The organism is Leptospira sanjuanensis, assembly GCF_022267375.1.
Classification (GTDB): Bacteria; Spirochaetota; Leptospiria; order Leptospirales; family Leptospiraceae; genus Leptospira; species Leptospira sanjuanensis.
Genome location: NZ_JAIZBH010000001.1, coordinates 3,783,503 through 3,798,288, shown reverse-complemented (window position 1 = coordinate 3,798,288; position 14,786 = coordinate 3,783,503). Strand labels below are relative to the sequence as shown.

Here is a 14,786-nt window from a genome sequence, read left to right as displayed (position 1 = left end):
GGTCTGTGGACAACCGGATTTTCCGTCTTTTCCGATCTGCGCTCGGCGACCGAATGATTTTTATTTCACGGTTACGATTGCCGTTTCGGATCGGCAATGCAGGAACCGTTTTGGTCGGAAGTCCGTCCATTCGGATTGGTGATAGGAAACGTGAAATTCGTAGTTTCCCGGACCGGGAAAAACAATGAGTAGATTTGGACGGAGAAAGTCCGCTCGCAAATTCATTTCTTTCAGAATTTCATCTTTCCCTTTTCCTAAAACGAGAAAGGACGATTGTTGGAATCGGTTTTCATCGACCGCGTCCATTCCTTCCGGATCCAAGTTTTCCTTGGAGACGGAGTTTGACGGAATCGCATCGCGCGGAATCCAGCAAGTCTTCCAGGTTTTAAAATGAGATTCACCCGGCAAAAGAAGTGTAGAATTCGTTTCATAAAAATTTCGATTCGGAGGTTGTCCGGGAGGCCCGTAATAGCTCCTCAATTCTTGAAAGGACGTTTCTAAGAAATTCAATCCGAAACTCGGCCCTCCCCATCCGCCGACGCCGATAAACGGTGCGATCTTCGGATAGATTTCCAGATTCAGTCCGCTTATGTTCGTCAAACGAACGGTAAATTCTATTTCTTGAATATTTGAAGAACTGAATTCGTTTTGGGAGGCGGAACAGTCGAGGGTAAGAATTTCCAAGTTCTTTTTTTCGCTCCTACGGAGTTTCGATCCATTCTTTGATCTTACGAAGAATCAAAACCATCGCATACGTGTCGAGTTTGCAGTATTCGATAAGATTTCTTTCGATCTCCGATTTTTCGGAAGCGGGCATCGGTTCGGTTTTGACGCGGAGGAATTCCGAATTTGCCGTCTGCCCCGATTGAATCCCGAGATTCTTATAAGACTGGCCTGTGATCACGGGAAGAATGGTCTTCAAGGAAGTGCTACCCCTTTGATCGGGATGGTAATAGTCGTATTCCCAGAACGGTTTTGCGAGATCCGTGAAGTCGTCCAGGATGGATTTCACCCAGGGTTTGTATTCCGGAAAAGCTGCGGCGGATTCTTCCAAACATCTCTTTTCGAACTTATCGTTAAAGCAGACGATCGTTCCTCCCGGTGAAATCCATTCTTTCAGTTTTTCTAATATTCCTTTTCGAGGATCGACGATTCCGTCCTCGATGTAATGATAACTTTCCGGTTCCTTTGAAAGATCGTCTTTGATTACGTGAAGGGAGAATAAAAACGGAACGTGCTGGAACGGATACGAGTTTTGATACACTGGAATCGGAGGATTGATCGTTTCGAAATCCAGAAAATAAATCGGGTAACGGATCTTTCCGAAAAACTCGGAAAAAACTTTTTGATTCAAATACGGAATTCCGCTTTGCATCGTTTGAATCTGCGTTTTTTGACGGGAGGTCAAATGTTCCGTTTCTTGAATGTCTTTTAAATGGAGAATTCCCTGATCGTAAAGTTTACCGGATTCTTCTTTTCCTTCCCGAAGCGTAAAAATATCTCCGGGAACTTTCGGTGCGAGACAAACCTCAGGATACGAACAGTTTCTCGGGTGGGAACAAAGATTGCTCATCGAACGGGACGGCAGATTCTTATTGGAAAGAAGTTCGTGCAAAGTATAGGCCGTTTCTTTCGTTTCTTTTGCTTTGAGCGCGACTTCGGCTGTAACGTCCTTACGCACGAAGAAAGAATCGATCCGAATTTCTCCCTGATAAAGAAATTTGGAATTTACGAAGATCAAAGTGCATTTGGAAATCGGGAAACCCGATTCTTCCGCTACGAATTTTTGATATGCGATTTCCGTAATATGTTGTTTTTTGAACGAGCTCGAAGCCTTGAGGACGGCGATTTCAAAAGAACCGGGGATTTCCTCGTTAGGAAGAATGTATTCCGCTTTCATGGAAAATTTTTCCGTTTCCAAACACGCGGATCGGACTCCAATCCCCGATTTTAAGGTTCTTCTGGTTTCCGCTTCCGAATAACGGACGTTTTTCGACTTAGGATAAAAGGAATGGGAAAGATCGCGCAAAAGCGATTTTTGTTTCGGCGAAATGTATTGGTGTTCGAAAGGATCGAAATCAGCGCGTCGCTGATACGTGTTCAGCCAGAGATGATACTCGCAAAAAAGTCCGGTGGTAAAATCGGCCTTCGTGAGTTTCGGAATTTCCTTTTCGGGGCGTTTAAGAGATAAGAGGACGGAGACCCATTTCGGAATGAGTTTCCGAAATGGGATCTTTTTCAGAATCGATGTTCTTCGGTTTTTCAGGCCAAAAGAACCTTGATATCCTTAGGGCTGGAAACCGCGTAAATTTTGTTTTCGGAAGTTCCCATGTTCGCTTGAGTCAGTTTTTGACTCACAACGCTCGGCCCAAAGTCGATACCTGTAACGTTAGACGTGCTTGCAAAAGCCTTTACAGCCTTGTCCCAATAAAGTGTTTTGATCAACATTTCTCGGAAGAGCGGAAGGCCGATTCCCGCATCGGACTGCATGTTTCTTCCGTCGAAAATGGAATAAACCGGAACCTTCAGATCGGAACCTTTGAAATCGAAGCCGATTCTTTCCATATCGAGAGGAACGGTTTTATTCGTCTCTTCCATGTGGGGAGAATGGAAAGGAGCAGTGGTTCTCAGATATACGAACTTCACTTTTTTCTCGTCCATTTCCGCTTTGAACTTCTTACGGAGTTCTAGAAGCGATTCGGGACTTCCGGATACGATGTTGGAATCGGGAGTGTTGAAAAGACTTACGTAGATCGCTTTGTTTCCGCTCAAACCGAGAGCGTCGTTGGTTTGTTTCACTCTGTCTTCGAGTTCTTTTTGAGTGTAACCGATCACGGCAACCATCGGAGCGGGTTGTTTGTCGCCGACTTCTTCGTTCGCTTTGAGCAACGCTTCGGAAGGATTGTAAGGTCCGACGAGCTCCTGCGCTCTGTATCCGATATACAATACGAACTTTAAGAATTTCACATAGGCCGCGTTAAAATCGGCGCCTTCTTTTCCAAGAGCGATTAACGCGGAGGAGATGACGCCTTGGCTATGTCCGGTAACTCCGATGGAGTTTGCGATCAGTTCGGGAACGGGAAAGCCTTTGTTTGTGAACGCGATGTAGTTTGCGATTTGAGTGAGGAAAATTCCCACGATGGAAACGGGTGCGCTGCAGAGATAATTTTCATCCGGCGCCGTATCCGGGCTTTTTACCCAGCTTTCGAAATCGTAACCGCCGTAGAGGATCTTTTTGTCGAGCTTAGGAACTTCCTCCGCGATGGCTTTGAAAGAAATATCGAAGAATTCTTTAAGAGAAGGTTCGGATTCATAAAGTTTGGAGAGTTCTTTCAAGAAAGGAGATCCTTGTCCTCCGAATTGAAGGAAAAGTTTTCCTCCGGATGTCTTGACTTGGTTCAGAAAATTTGCGATTGCCATGAACTTTTGTTTTCCTTAGGTGTTTAAGGATGGATCGCGTTTCATAGTCGGTTCCGCAATTCTTTTTTGCAGGTCGTAGTCTTCGAATTGACATAAAAAAAATGATATTGGCAGAATTAAACGTAAGTCTAGTTTTGCGAATCGGTAGCCCGATGTGGATTGAATTGTACGGATATGCGAGCGCGTTTTGTTCCGCGTTGATCGGAATCATGCTGGGACTGAATCGTAAGAAGTCCCCCACGTTTAAGATCGGAGCGTTTTTGTTTCTGTCGATTTCGATTTGGCTCGTACAACTTTATCTGTTTACTTCGGGTAAGTTATTCGAGTTTCCGGCGTTGATTTTCTGGCACATTCCCTTTGCGATCGCAACGGGTCCGCTTTTTTATCTCTTCATTCAATCCATCTTCAAAATGGAATACTTACAGCGGGACCCAACCCCCCTGTTTACTTTGTCGGAAAGATCAATGCGCAAGAACCCGTTCCGGTTTTGGGACCGGTTCTTATGGGATCGCATTCAGTGGTTTCACGTTTTGCTCGTGTCGCTCCTGACCGCGTTATTTCTCCCGGTCGGACTTTTATCGACTCAGGAAAAACTCGAAATTTTCCGTAAAAATGAATCGGTCGTTTCCCCGCTCTTCAAAAACTATATTCTATTTTTCTTAAATATGAGTTATCTCGTTCCGGGCGTTTATATCGCGTTCTCGTTTCGATTTTTGTTTAACGCGAGAATTCTTTTTAACGCGGGTCAGGAACGATCGTTGTCCGTTTTTTATCTGATCTTAGGCTGGTTCGGGGTTTCAAAGCTTATCACGTTCGGCGGATTCATCCAGGGAGAATTCTCCTTTTTAAAAACGTTAGGCGCCTTTGGCTTTTCGACGGGCGTTTTTTTGATCTTTATCCTTCTGTCGCGTTATCCGGACTTTTTGGAAATTCTCCGCAGAGGGATTCGCGAAATTAGAAGGAAACAAAGCAGGATCAATTCCGATCTGAAGAATTCCGCTTTGGAAAAGATCAAAGTTCTTTTTGAAGAGGAAAAAATTTATCTGAACGACGAGCTTTCCCTCAAGTCGCTCGGAAATCAGCTTTCTCTTCGGCCGGATCAACTTTCGCAGGTCGTCAACGATTCTTACGGAATGAACTTCAATCGGTTTTTGAACTATCATCGGGTTCGGGAGGCGATTCGGATTTTGGAAAAAGATCCGGCAGCGAAGATCATTCACGTCGCGATGCGTTGCGGGTTTAACAGCAAGAGTTCGTTTAACGAATCCTTTCGCAGGGAAACCGGAACGACTCCCACGGAATATCTTCGAAAAAAGGGTATGGAATCATGAATCCCGTCGACCCTAGGGCCGTTTCGATGTATTTTCTTTTGCATGAACCATGCAAACTTTAAGAAGTATAAAAATCTCGCGCAGGTATTTCGAGATTCCGTTCAGAAGTATCAAAACGAAAAATCCTTCCTGACTAAAAATACGAAAGGAATTTTCGACGGCCCAACTTACGGGGAACTTTATGACGACGCGCTTTCTCTCGGTTCCTATCTGATCGAAAACTGCGGTTTAAAACCGCAGGAGAATGTCGCGATCATCGCGGACAACCGTCTGGAATGGATTCAGACGGATCTCGCCGTTTTGTTTTCAGGGGCCGCGGACGTTCCCCGCGGAAGCGATGCGACGATTCAGGATATGGAATATATTCTTTCCCATTCCGATTGTAGAATCGTATTTATAGAAAATGCGAACGTATTCAAAAAACTGAATGTAATTCGCGACAAGCTTCCTCGTTTGGAAACGGTGATTCTGATGGACGGAACTCCGGAACTTTTCAAGGAAGGAAAGGTTCTTTCTTTTCGAAAGGTTTTGGAGGAAGGAAGAAGTCTTTCCAAGGAAAAAATCTCCGCACGCATCGATCGAATAGAACCGGACGATCTTTTGACTCTGATTTATACATCGGGAACGACCGGGAATCCGAAAGGGGTAATGCTGACGCACGCGAACATTCTTTCGCAAATCCGGAACATACCGCTCGGCTTGGAGAAAGAGGATAAGATTCTTTCCATTCTACCCGTTTGGCATATCTTCGAAAGAATTTTCGAAATCGTTTCGATTACTTTCGGATGCAAAACCTATTATACGAACATCCGTTCCCTCAAAGAGGATTTGCAAATCGTTAAACCGAGTTTTATGGCATCGGCTCCAAGACTTTGGGAAAGCATCTTTCAGGGAATTCAAACGAAACTTCAAGGGATGAAGGGAATTTCCAAAATTCTTTTTGCGGCCGCGTTGAAAACGAATCGGATTCGATACAGAAATTTGGCCGTCCTAAAAAACAGACAACTGAAGTTGAATCCTGAATTCTTTGGCGTATCCATATTCAAAAAATTGATTTCGCTTATCATTTTAGCTTGGATCGCGATTCCCGCAAAACTTCTCGACATCGTCGTTTTGAAAAAAGTGAGAATGGCGACGGGCGGAAATCTCAAGGCCAGCGTTTCCGGCGGTGGGGCCCTTCCTCTTCACGTGGACGAACTCTTCAACGCGATCGGAATTCCCGTACTCGAAGGATACGGACTTACCGAAACCAGTCCGATTCTTTCCATGAGAACCCCGGACGAACTGATTGTTGGAACCGTCGGAAAGATTTTTCCGGAAACTCAAATTCGGATCGTGGATATTACAACCGGCAAGAATATTTATCCGGGTTCCGATCCGTTCGGTAAAAAGGGGGAATTGATCGTAAAAGGACCGCAAGTGATGAAAGGGTATTATAAAAATTCCGAGGCAACGGAAAAGGTTCTTCAAGACGGTTGGTTTAAAACAGGGGATCTTGCGCTGCTCACGGCCAATTCTTACTTAAAGATCGTGGGAAGAATCAAGGAGACGATCGTGCTTTCCAACGGTGAAAACTTGGAACCGGTTCCGATCGAAGCGAAACTCCAGGAATCTCCTTTGATCGAATCCTGCATGGTCGTCGGTCAGGATAAAAAATTTCCGGGATTACTCGTCGTTCCGAGTTTGGAAAACCTAAAGGAATACGGATCGGATCTGAAAACGATCTCGTCGAACGCGGAAGTCAAAGCCCTGATTCGTTCCGAAATTTCCAAAATGATAAGCGACCAAAACGGTTTTAAATCCTTCGAACGGATCGGCGGCTTTAGCCTGCTCGACCGTCCCTGGGAAAAAGGGGAGGAATTGACCGCAAAACTTTCTCTCAAACGATTTATGATCGCGGAAAAATATTCCAAACAGATCGAGCAGATTTACGAAAGTGGAAAGTAAAGGCAGATAAACAAAGGCCGTTCCGTCGGCCCGTCACTCATTTAACATCCACCCTTGGAACAATTCTACGTTAGGTCCGGTCGAAACAAACCTACGCAGATTGTTCCGTTTTTGAGAATCCAGGATAACCGCGCGGTCGAGAAAAGGGGTTGACCCTATCCGGGAAAATTTTTCTATTTTTCCTGAATCCAAAATTCCATAGTATCGGACTTCCTGCGTATGAAAACTACGAATGCTCCCGATAGCAGTTTAAACAAAGATGATCAAAGTCAAAAACCTATCCAAATTCTATGGCAAGAAACTCGCTATAGACCGTCTGAATTTTGAGTTGGGAGAAGGGGAAATCGTCGGACTTCTCGGTTTGAACGGAGCCGGAAAAACCACGACGATCCGAATTCTTACCGGCTACTTGATCGCGTCCGACGGGATCTGCGAGATAGACGGAACGAACACGTTCGAAAATCCTCTCGAAGTAAAAAAGAAGATCGGTTATCTTCCCGAAACTCCTCCGTTGTATCCGGAACTTTCCGTCGAAGATTATCTCAAGTTCGCGGCGAGGATCAAACAAGTGTCTTCCGAAACGATCGATTCCGAAGTCGCAAGAGTTTGCGAAAGAACGTTTCTAACCGACGTCCGCGGAAGCAACATCGAAACTCTTTCGTTGGGATTCAGAAAGCGGGTCGGGATCGCGCAGGCGCTTTTGGGAAATCCGAGAATCATCATTCTCGACGAACCCGTTTCGGGACTCGATCCTAAGCAGATCGTGGAAATCAGAAATCTCATTCACTCTTTGAGAGAAGGACATACGATTCTTCTTTCGAGTCATATTCTTCCCGAGGTTTATAAAACCTGTACGCGCTTTTTATTTTTGCATAAGGGAAGAATGGTATATCAACGCGATCGAAAACAACTCGAAGATGAGATGGAAAAACTTTCCGGGTTGGAAGTCACTCTTTCCGGCGCCGACGCGGATTCGGGAAAAAAATATCTTTCCTCTTTACCCGGCGTGAACGCGGAAAAACTTCAATCGATCGGAGAAGATTCGAGAGGAAACACGTTTCTCGTTTCCACTTCTCTCGAGCGCGAATTTAAGGAAAAACTTTTCGCTTCCGCTTCTTCCGTTCCGCGTTTGGAATACATCCGCAAACAGGAAGTCACCTTAGAACAGATCTTTATGAATCAGGTTTAAGAAACGATGTTTCAGAATATTAAATGGATTTTTTTCAAGGAAGTAAAGGTGTTCTTCGGAACCTTTATGGCTCCTTTGGTTTTCGGCGGAACCGCCTTTTTGAATTCCTTGTTCGTGCTGATCCTGAATTTTAACTCCGGCACGAATTATGTGGACACGACGGTGATCACGTTTCTTTCGTTTATGTCCACGATCATCATCGCGATGCTGATCCTTGCGATGGGGAGCATCACGGAAGAAAAGAACAGGGGAACTCTCGAATTTCTTTTTACTGCTCCGATCACCGATTTGGAAATCGTGGCGGGTAAGTTCGTGTTCGGTGCGTTTATCTGCTTTTTGATTTCGGTTTTCGTAAACGGGTTGTTTCCGATCTTTCTGTATTCTTTTTGGAAGGCTCCTCTATACATCGTAGTTTCGGGAACGATCGGAGTTTTTCTTTTGGGAATCTTTTCGTTTTCGGTCGGGCTTTTCGGAAGCAGTCTCGGAAAGAATCAGATGATTTCCCTTTTGATCTCGATCGTCATTATTTTAACCCTCTGGGTTTCGGGATATTTTTCGTATCTGTTCGATTCGGTTACGAGAAAGGTTCTGTATCACCTGCACATCTTTTCGCACTTTATCGCATTTTGTAAGGGAGTTCTGCCTTTGAACGGAATCGTATTCTTCGTAAGCGGCGCGTTGTTCTTTCTGTATCTCACCGTAAAAGTTTTGGAATCGAGGAGATGGAGAGGATGAAAAAGGAATCCGTTTTGCTCAGAATTTTTCCCTGGGTTTCGCTTGCTTCCCTGTTTTTGTATTTTCCCGTTCGCGACAGCATTCAATTGCCCGCAAACCGTTGGCTCTGGCTCGGTTTTGTGCTGGCGATTCTGATCCTAGAGCCGGCGTATCGATGGATTCAAAAAAAGAATATTCAAGAAGAATGGAATTCTTATATAGCCGCCGGTTTGGGTTTGCTCTCGTTCGGAATCTATCATCTGCGCGTCTTTTTGGAGGAACTCGCGCTTAAATCGAACACGACCGGATCGGGCAACGAAAGGATTCGCGAGATTCTTCTGGTGCTTTTGATCTTATCCGTGTTCGGATTTTTGATTCTTACTTTGCTCAAAGAATTAGGGAAGGATTCCGCCGGAGCGCAGAGCGTTTTGAAAACCTCCAAACAAGCGCTCGTTCGATATTTTATCATGAACCTCGCGATCGTTTTCGTGGCTTTGGTGGTGGTAAATTATATTTCCGTAATGCGAAATCACAACTTCGACCTGAGTTCCAAAGGACAATATTCCTTCGGTCCGACTGCGGTCAAAATTCTCAAAAGCGTTTCGAAAGAAGTAGAAGTGATCGCGTTTTACCCGCGCCCTCTGGAGAATTCTTCCTCAAGCGACAAAGCGAATTCCTTCTCCCTGCGAAGAATCCGCCCCGATCTCGAAATTTATTTGGATCAGCTCAAATCCCTGAGTCCACAATTTAAAGTCCGCTTTATCAACGCCGACGTGGAGTTGGACGATCTTGCGGAGTTTGGTCAGGTTTCCAACGGATTGATTCTCGTCAGAACGAAAAAACCTTTGTCCGAAGACGGAAAACAATATGCGGAACAAAGACTTGCGGTTCGTGAAAAAACCGATTTGGAGGATCTCGAACGCAAAATCGTGCAAGCCGTCGTAAACATCACGACCGAAGAGAAAAATATTTATTTCACTCAATCCAACGGGGAACGATTCTCGCCGATCTTTCAAAATCTTCCGAACGAAAAAGTGGGAATTCTTTCCAACTCCTTGAGCTTTTTAAACTTCAAAGTCAAAGGGCTCGGAATCGCCGAAGGTTGGCCCGGAAGAATTCCGGAAAACGCGGACGTTCTAATGATTACAGGACCGACCGTCGCTTTTTCCAAAGAAGCGCAAACCGCGGTTCTCGATTTTATCGAAAAGAAAAAGGGCAAGGTCTTTATCACCATCGATCCGAAAGGAACGGAAAATTTCCGTTGGCTTTTGGAGCGGTCGGGTTACGAATTCGAAAAAGGACCGCTTTCCCAAATCCAAGGACAAGCGGGAATGGTTCTTGCGAAATCCTTCCGTAAACATCCGATCGAGGAAACTCTCACGAGAAAGGAAATGGGAGCGATGTTTCCCTTTGCCGGATTTTTCGTTCCGCAGGCAACGCTTGGACCGGGCGGGAGAACGCTCGAATCGTTTCCTTTGATGGAATCCGGCGGCGATTCCATATTAGATAAAAATAATAATGGAAAACAGGATTCCGGAGAGGAAAAAAGAAACGTAATCCTCGGGATGATTCTGAAAACGATTCCGAAGTTTCAAAACGAATCGACCGAAACGAAACAGAATCCTGCGACCGGTATTCCGGAACTTACAGGTTCGGAGCCGAAAAAAGACGCAGTCAGTGATCCGAATGTTTCCCCGCTTCCTGGATTAAAAACGGAGAATGGCTCCGCTTCGCAAAATACGGGTCCCTCGGCGGCGAACGCGAATTCGAAAGAGGAAGGAAGGGTCGTGATCTTTTCGGGAACTTCCTGGATCACCGATCAATTTATTTCTTACGGAACCAATTACGAACTTGCGACCTCGGCGATCACTTGGATGTATCAGGATCTTTCCCTTTCTTCGATTCAGCCGAAAAAAGAAGAAGTGAACACGGTATCGCTGACGGATATTCAAAAACGTACGGTTTGGATTTTGGGAATGTTTATCTTTCCCGGTTTGATCGCTCTCATTTCGTCCGCGGTTCTGATTCAAAAACGTAGAAGAGAAGGAGCGGAATCTTGAACCGCTGGATTCTTCTCCTTCTTGCGTTAGTCGTTCTTTTCGTTAGTTTTTTCTTTTTGGATGAAAGAAAAGAGGACCAAACGGAAATTTCCGTTTGGGACATGGACGTCGACGAAATCGAGTACCAACCTCCGAAAGGTTCTTGGGGGGCGGAAGACGCCTCGTTATTTTATCCGTCGCCCGTGATTCTCAAGAGACAAAAGGGAATCAGCGAAGGACGCGAATTTTTTTCCGTTCAATCCAAGGATATCGAAACGGGAGAAACGATCCTATTCGAAGGCGGATACAATACTGAAAATATTTTCAGAGAGCTTTCCGTTTTAATATCCAAAGGAGTAGAACCGATCGCCGAGGGAAAGATTCCCGCCTCACTGGTGTTAAACGAAAACTCTCCCCAGATCGTTTTGAAATCCTCCGGTAAAATCCGTAAAACGATCCGCATCGGTAAAAAGAAAACCGGAGATTCGACGAGAATCGTTCAGGAAGGAAACGAGATTCTCGTGATTCAAGGAAACACCGCCGATCGATTTACGAGAGGAATCGCGGAGTTCAGACAAAAGCAACTCGTCAATCTCCGCGACGAATCCGTGAGCGAAACGATCTGGGAAGAGGAAGGAAAAACGCTTCGTCTTGACAATCACCCGTTCAAGGAGCAGACGATCAAAAAGAATTTCTGGAGAAGACTTTCCGGAAAGCTGATCGCTTTGGAGCAACATCTGGGCGACGCCTGGAACAACCAAGTCGTAGGTCAGCTCGCGGAATTATATCCGGACGATTCGAACGGAGCGGGATATGCGGTCGCCAAAAGTCTGACTAGCGTTCCTGCGGACGCTTCCTTAAAGATCAAACTTTCCAACGGAGACTGGATCACGCTGCGTTATTATCCGAAGACGAATATCAATTCCGTCGATTATCGGCCGACGGTTCGTATCATAAACGGGAAATTTTCCGAACCTCCTTTTTATATCCGCGAAGATAGTTTCTTGCGGTTAAAAGAAATTGCGGCGAACTTGGACAAAGCGGAGCAGAGAAAGGAACCGTTGAATCTCAATACGATTCCTAAGAATCCGAACGCTCCGCATTCCCACAAATGATCGTAGATAAAGAACAAGACTTCTCCGAAGTTCGCACCGGCCTTCTTCAAAAAGTTTTTCAATCGCCCGAAAGCGCTTACGAACTCTATCAAAAGACGGACGGCTTCGGTTATTCAGAAATTTTAAGGACGCACTTTCTGCTTTGGATTTTGGCTCCCGCGGCAAAGCTGATTTCCAACATCGTATTCTCACTCTTATCTTTTGTCCGTTACGACGAGGGAGAATGGAGTCTGTTTTCCGGGGTCGTATTTTCTTTCGCGATCTATCCCGCCGTTTTGTTCTTGGTCGCGCAGTTCGACGTGTTCCGCATATTTATGAAGAAGGCCGATCGAACCAAAGGGGAAACTCTACCTCCCGCGAACATTCTTCTCGTTTCGTTTTTACCGTTCAGCGCTTCGTCCGTGTTTTGGATTTTGCCATCTCCTATGCAGGCGGTCTTTCTCGCGATTTCGTTTTTTCTTTCCTGTGTTTTATCCGTTCGAAGTTTAAAAAAGATTCTCGGATGGAATGATAAGGAAATCCTAATATTCTTTTTATCCGGCTCGGCGTATTTGTTGACCGGACTTTTGTTTCTTACCGTCGTCTACAACTTAATTAGGACCGTTCTCAATTGAAGATTTTTCTGATCGGAATCGGTGGGATCGCTATGGGCAATCTCGCTTATATGCTCAAAAAAAGCGGGCACGACGTATCCGGTTCGGACGCGGGCGTTTATCCGCCTATGTCCGATAAATTAAAAGAATGGAATATTCCATACTTTGAAGGTTTTAAAGCGGAAAATATCCAAGGTCAGGATCTGATCATCGTCGGAAACGCGATTTCCCGAGGAAATCCGGAAGTCGAGGAGATGTTGAACTCGGGCATGAATTATCTTTCGATGCCCGCGGCGATCAGCGAATTCTTTCTCAAAGGCAAGAAAGTCATCGTAGTAGCGGGGACCCACGGGAAAACGACGACTACGTTTCTGATTCATCATATTCTAAAAGAAAACGGGGTTGAACCGGGGCTTTTTGTCGGAGGAATTCGGAAGGACGGTTTTCCTGGATTCGAGCTCGGAAACGGGCCGTACTTCGTTATCGAAGGCGACGAATACGATACGGCTTTTTTCGACAAGTCCTCCAAGTTTCTGCATTACCGTCCCACCTATGCGGTGTTAAACGCTCTGGATTTCGACCACGCGGATATTTTTCCCGATATAACCGCGATCGAAACCATGTTCAAACGACTCATCAATCTCGTGCCCGGAAACGGAAAGATCTTTTATTGGAGCGGTTCGGGTTCGCTCAAGAAACTGGTTCAACACGTTCAGTTTACGAAGACGGAAGGATTCGAATGGAATCGGAAGGATTCTTCCCTTACTTGGAAAAAACACGAGCTCTTCTGGGATGGAACGAAACTGGACCCGGCTCTGTTCGGGGATCACAATTATAGAAACATCGAAGTTGCCATCCGCGTTTGTTCCGAAATTTTAAAGTCTCACAACCCGAACGGTTATAAAGCGGGGATCGCGAAGGCGATCGATTCGTTTCCGGGCGTCAAACGCAGACAGGACATTCTCTTTCAATCGCCGAAGGCGCTTGTTATGGAAGATTTCGCGCATCATCCGGTGGCCGTTCACGAAACGATCCACGCGGTCAAAAAAAGATTTCCCGGTTATAAGATCGTCGCCTTGTTCGAACCGAGAAGCGCGACCTCGCATAGAAACGTATTTCAAAAGGAATATTCGTATTCTTTCTTAGGCGCAGATTTGACCATTCTTACCGAGATCCACAATTTGAAGAAGGTTTCAAAGGACATTCGTTTGGATGTAAAGAAGCTCGTTCAAAAACTTTTGAAGAATTCCAAAACCGTTCCCGTTTACGCAAAAGATCCTCAAGAGCTGCTTGCAAAACTTGAGAAAATGATTCCCCAATTTACGGGAGAGAAAATTCTGATCTTAGCTATGTCCAACGGCTCGTTCGGAGGAATTTATCCCGGACTGGTCGAACTAGCGCGGAAGCACGTATGAACTTATCTCAAGAACTCGATTCAATTTATCAGGAAGCGGTCCAGAAAATCGGTTCCTCCGTTTCCGAAGAGGATCTGGATAAGAATAAGAACGATTTTATCGGTAAAAAGGGAAAGCTGACCGCGGTTCTAAAGAACGTCGCTTCCCTTTCCATCGAGGAAAAAAAGACCGTCGGTCAAAAGGCCAACGAACTTTCCAAAAAACTCGAAGCGTTCGTCGCCGAGACAAAGTCTTCCCTTAAGAAAAAACTTTTTGAAACGCAGGCCGCGTCCGAGTTTTTCGATTCGCTTCGCCCTCTTCCGAAAGCTTCCACCGGAAGCCTTCATCCGATCACTCAGATTCAATACGAGATCGAAGACATTTTCGCATCGATGGGATTCAGCGTGATGGACGGTCCCGAGATCGAAACGGACACGAACAACTTCGGTGCGTTGAATTTTACGGACGATCATCCAGCGAGAGAAATGCAGGATACGTTTTATCTGGAAAACGGAAATCTTCTTAGAACTCATACTTCCGCGATTCAAGTAAGAACATTAAGAAAATTGAAACCACCGTTTCGAATCATCGCACCCGGAAGAGTTTTTCGTTACGAAGAAGTCGACGCTTCTCACGAACATACGTTTTATCAGATCGAAGGAATGGTCGTCGGAAAGGATATTTCCGCGGCGAATCTGATCGATACGATGCAGGTTTTGTTATCGAGAATTTTCGAAAAAGAAATCAAAACCAGACTGAGACCAGGTTATTTTCCGTTTGTGGAACCCGGTTTCGAGTTGGATATAAACTGCCTCGTTTGCGACGGAAAGGGTTGTCCCGTTTGTAAACATTCCGGTTGGTTGGAGCTATTACCTTGCGGTTTGATTCATCCGAACGTTCTTTCCCACGCCGGACTCGATCCGAAAGAATGGACCGGTTTTGCGTTCGGTCTCGGTTTGGACCGCCTCGTAATGATGCGTTACGGAATTCACGATATCCGTTATTTCCAATCCGGCAATTTGAGATTCTTAAAACAATTCTAAT

General features: G+C 45.4%; 12 protein-coding genes. 9 read left to right on the top strand and 3 right to left on the bottom strand.

The features are described 5' to 3' along the window. Positions 1 to 60 precede the first annotated feature (60 nt). The 3 genes from LFX17_RS17165 to LFX17_RS17155 all read right to left on the bottom strand — a co-directional run bounded on the left by LFX17_RS17165 (position 61) and on the right by LFX17_RS17155 (position 3,420). Complete coding sequence (locus LFX17_RS17165) at positions 61 to 684, bottom strand: hypothetical protein (protein WP_238747462.1); 624 nt, start codon at positions 682 to 684, stop codon at positions 61 to 63. A 16-nt stretch (positions 685 to 700) separates the two neighbouring features. Then, a complete protein-coding gene (locus LFX17_RS17160; protein WP_238747834.1) occupies positions 701 to 2,104 on the bottom strand; it encodes a DUF2779 domain-containing protein in 1,404 nt (467 codons plus the stop codon). A gap of 158 nt (positions 2,105 to 2,262) precedes the next feature. Then, positions 2,263 to 3,420 carry an ACP S-malonyltransferase gene (locus LFX17_RS17155; RefSeq protein ID WP_238731316.1) on the bottom strand — a complete coding sequence of 386 codons (1,158 nt, stop codon included), beginning with the start codon at positions 3,418 to 3,420 and terminating at the stop codon, positions 2,263 to 2,265. A 101-nt stretch (positions 3,421 to 3,521) separates the two neighbouring features. Between LFX17_RS17155 and LFX17_RS17150 the strand changes: the two genes are divergently transcribed. The 9 genes from LFX17_RS17150 (at position 3,522) to pheS (ending at position 14,785) form a co-directional block, all read left to right on the top strand. Further along, positions 3,522 to 4,751: an AraC family transcriptional regulator gene (locus LFX17_RS17150; protein WP_238731315.1), complete on the top strand. Its 1,230-nt coding sequence runs from the start codon at positions 3,522 to 3,524 to the stop codon at positions 4,749 to 4,751. A 42-nt stretch (positions 4,752 to 4,793) separates the two neighbouring features. Beyond that, entirely contained in the window at positions 4,794 to 6,698 is a 1,905-nt protein-coding gene (locus LFX17_RS17145) for an AMP-dependent synthetase/ligase (protein WP_238747460.1), read from the top strand. 259 nt (positions 6,699 to 6,957) lie between these two features. Next, complete coding sequence (locus LFX17_RS17140) at positions 6,958 to 7,887, top strand: ABC transporter ATP-binding protein (protein WP_238731313.1); 930 nt, start codon at positions 6,958 to 6,960, stop codon at positions 7,885 to 7,887. Positions 7,888 to 7,893: 6 nt separating this feature from the next. Further along, entirely contained in the window at positions 7,894 to 8,622 is a 729-nt protein-coding gene (locus LFX17_RS17135) for an ABC transporter permease (protein WP_238731312.1), read from the top strand. Continuing rightward, entirely contained in the window at positions 8,619 to 10,661 is a 2,043-nt protein-coding gene (locus LFX17_RS17130) for a motility-associated ABC transporter substrate-binding family protein (protein WP_238747458.1), read from the top strand. Before LFX17_RS17135 ends, LFX17_RS17130 begins: the two co-directional genes overlap by 4 nt. Next, entirely contained in the window at positions 10,658 to 11,755 is a 1,098-nt protein-coding gene (locus LFX17_RS17125) for a DUF4340 domain-containing protein (protein WP_238747456.1), read from the top strand. Before LFX17_RS17130 ends, LFX17_RS17125 begins: the two co-directional genes overlap by 4 nt. Further along, the gene (locus LFX17_RS17120) at positions 11,752 to 12,369 is read left to right on the top strand and encodes a hypothetical protein (RefSeq protein ID WP_238731309.1); all 618 of its coding nucleotides are present in this window, start codon (positions 11,752 to 11,754) and stop codon (positions 12,367 to 12,369) included. Before LFX17_RS17125 ends, LFX17_RS17120 begins: the two co-directional genes overlap by 4 nt. Continuing rightward, entirely contained in the window at positions 12,366 to 13,763 is a 1,398-nt protein-coding gene (locus LFX17_RS17115; protein WP_238747454.1) for a UDP-N-acetylmuramate--L-alanine ligase, read from the top strand. Before LFX17_RS17120 ends, LFX17_RS17115 begins: the two co-directional genes overlap by 4 nt. Next, a complete protein-coding gene (gene pheS, locus LFX17_RS17110) occupies positions 13,760 to 14,785 on the top strand; it encodes a phenylalanine--tRNA ligase subunit alpha (protein WP_238731307.1) in 1,026 nt (341 codons plus the stop codon). The genes LFX17_RS17115 and pheS overlap by 4 nt, the downstream gene beginning before the upstream one ends. Position 14,786 lies beyond the last annotated feature (1 nt).

What these genes read in the sequence shown, in the direction of transcription:
- LFX17_RS17150 (WP_238731315.1), top strand. Translation starts at nt 3,522, where the DNA reads ATGATATTGGCAGAATTAAACGTAAGTCTAGTTTTGCGAATCGGTAGC.
- LFX17_RS17135 (WP_238731312.1), top strand. Translation starts at nt 7,894, where the DNA reads ATGTTTCAGAATATTAAATGGATTTTTTTCAAGGAAGTAAAGGTGTTC.
- LFX17_RS17130 (WP_238747458.1), top strand. Translation starts at nt 8,619, where the DNA reads ATGAAAAAGGAATCCGTTTTGCTCAGAATTTTTCCCTGGGTTTCGCTT.
- LFX17_RS17145 (WP_238747460.1), top strand. Translation starts at nt 4,794, where the DNA reads ATGAACCATGCAAACTTTAAGAAGTATAAAAATCTCGCGCAGGTATTT.
- LFX17_RS17140 (WP_238731313.1), top strand. Translation starts at nt 6,958, where the DNA reads ATGATCAAAGTCAAAAACCTATCCAAATTCTATGGCAAGAAACTCGCT.
- LFX17_RS17120 (WP_238731309.1), top strand. Translation starts at nt 11,752, where the DNA reads ATGATCGTAGATAAAGAACAAGACTTCTCCGAAGTTCGCACCGGCCTT.
- pheS (WP_238731307.1), top strand. Translation starts at nt 13,760, where the DNA reads ATGAACTTATCTCAAGAACTCGATTCAATTTATCAGGAAGCGGTCCAG.
- LFX17_RS17155 (WP_238731316.1), bottom strand. Translation starts at nt 3,420, where the DNA reads ATGGCAATCGCAAATTTTCTGAACCAAGTCAAGACATCCGGAGGAAAA.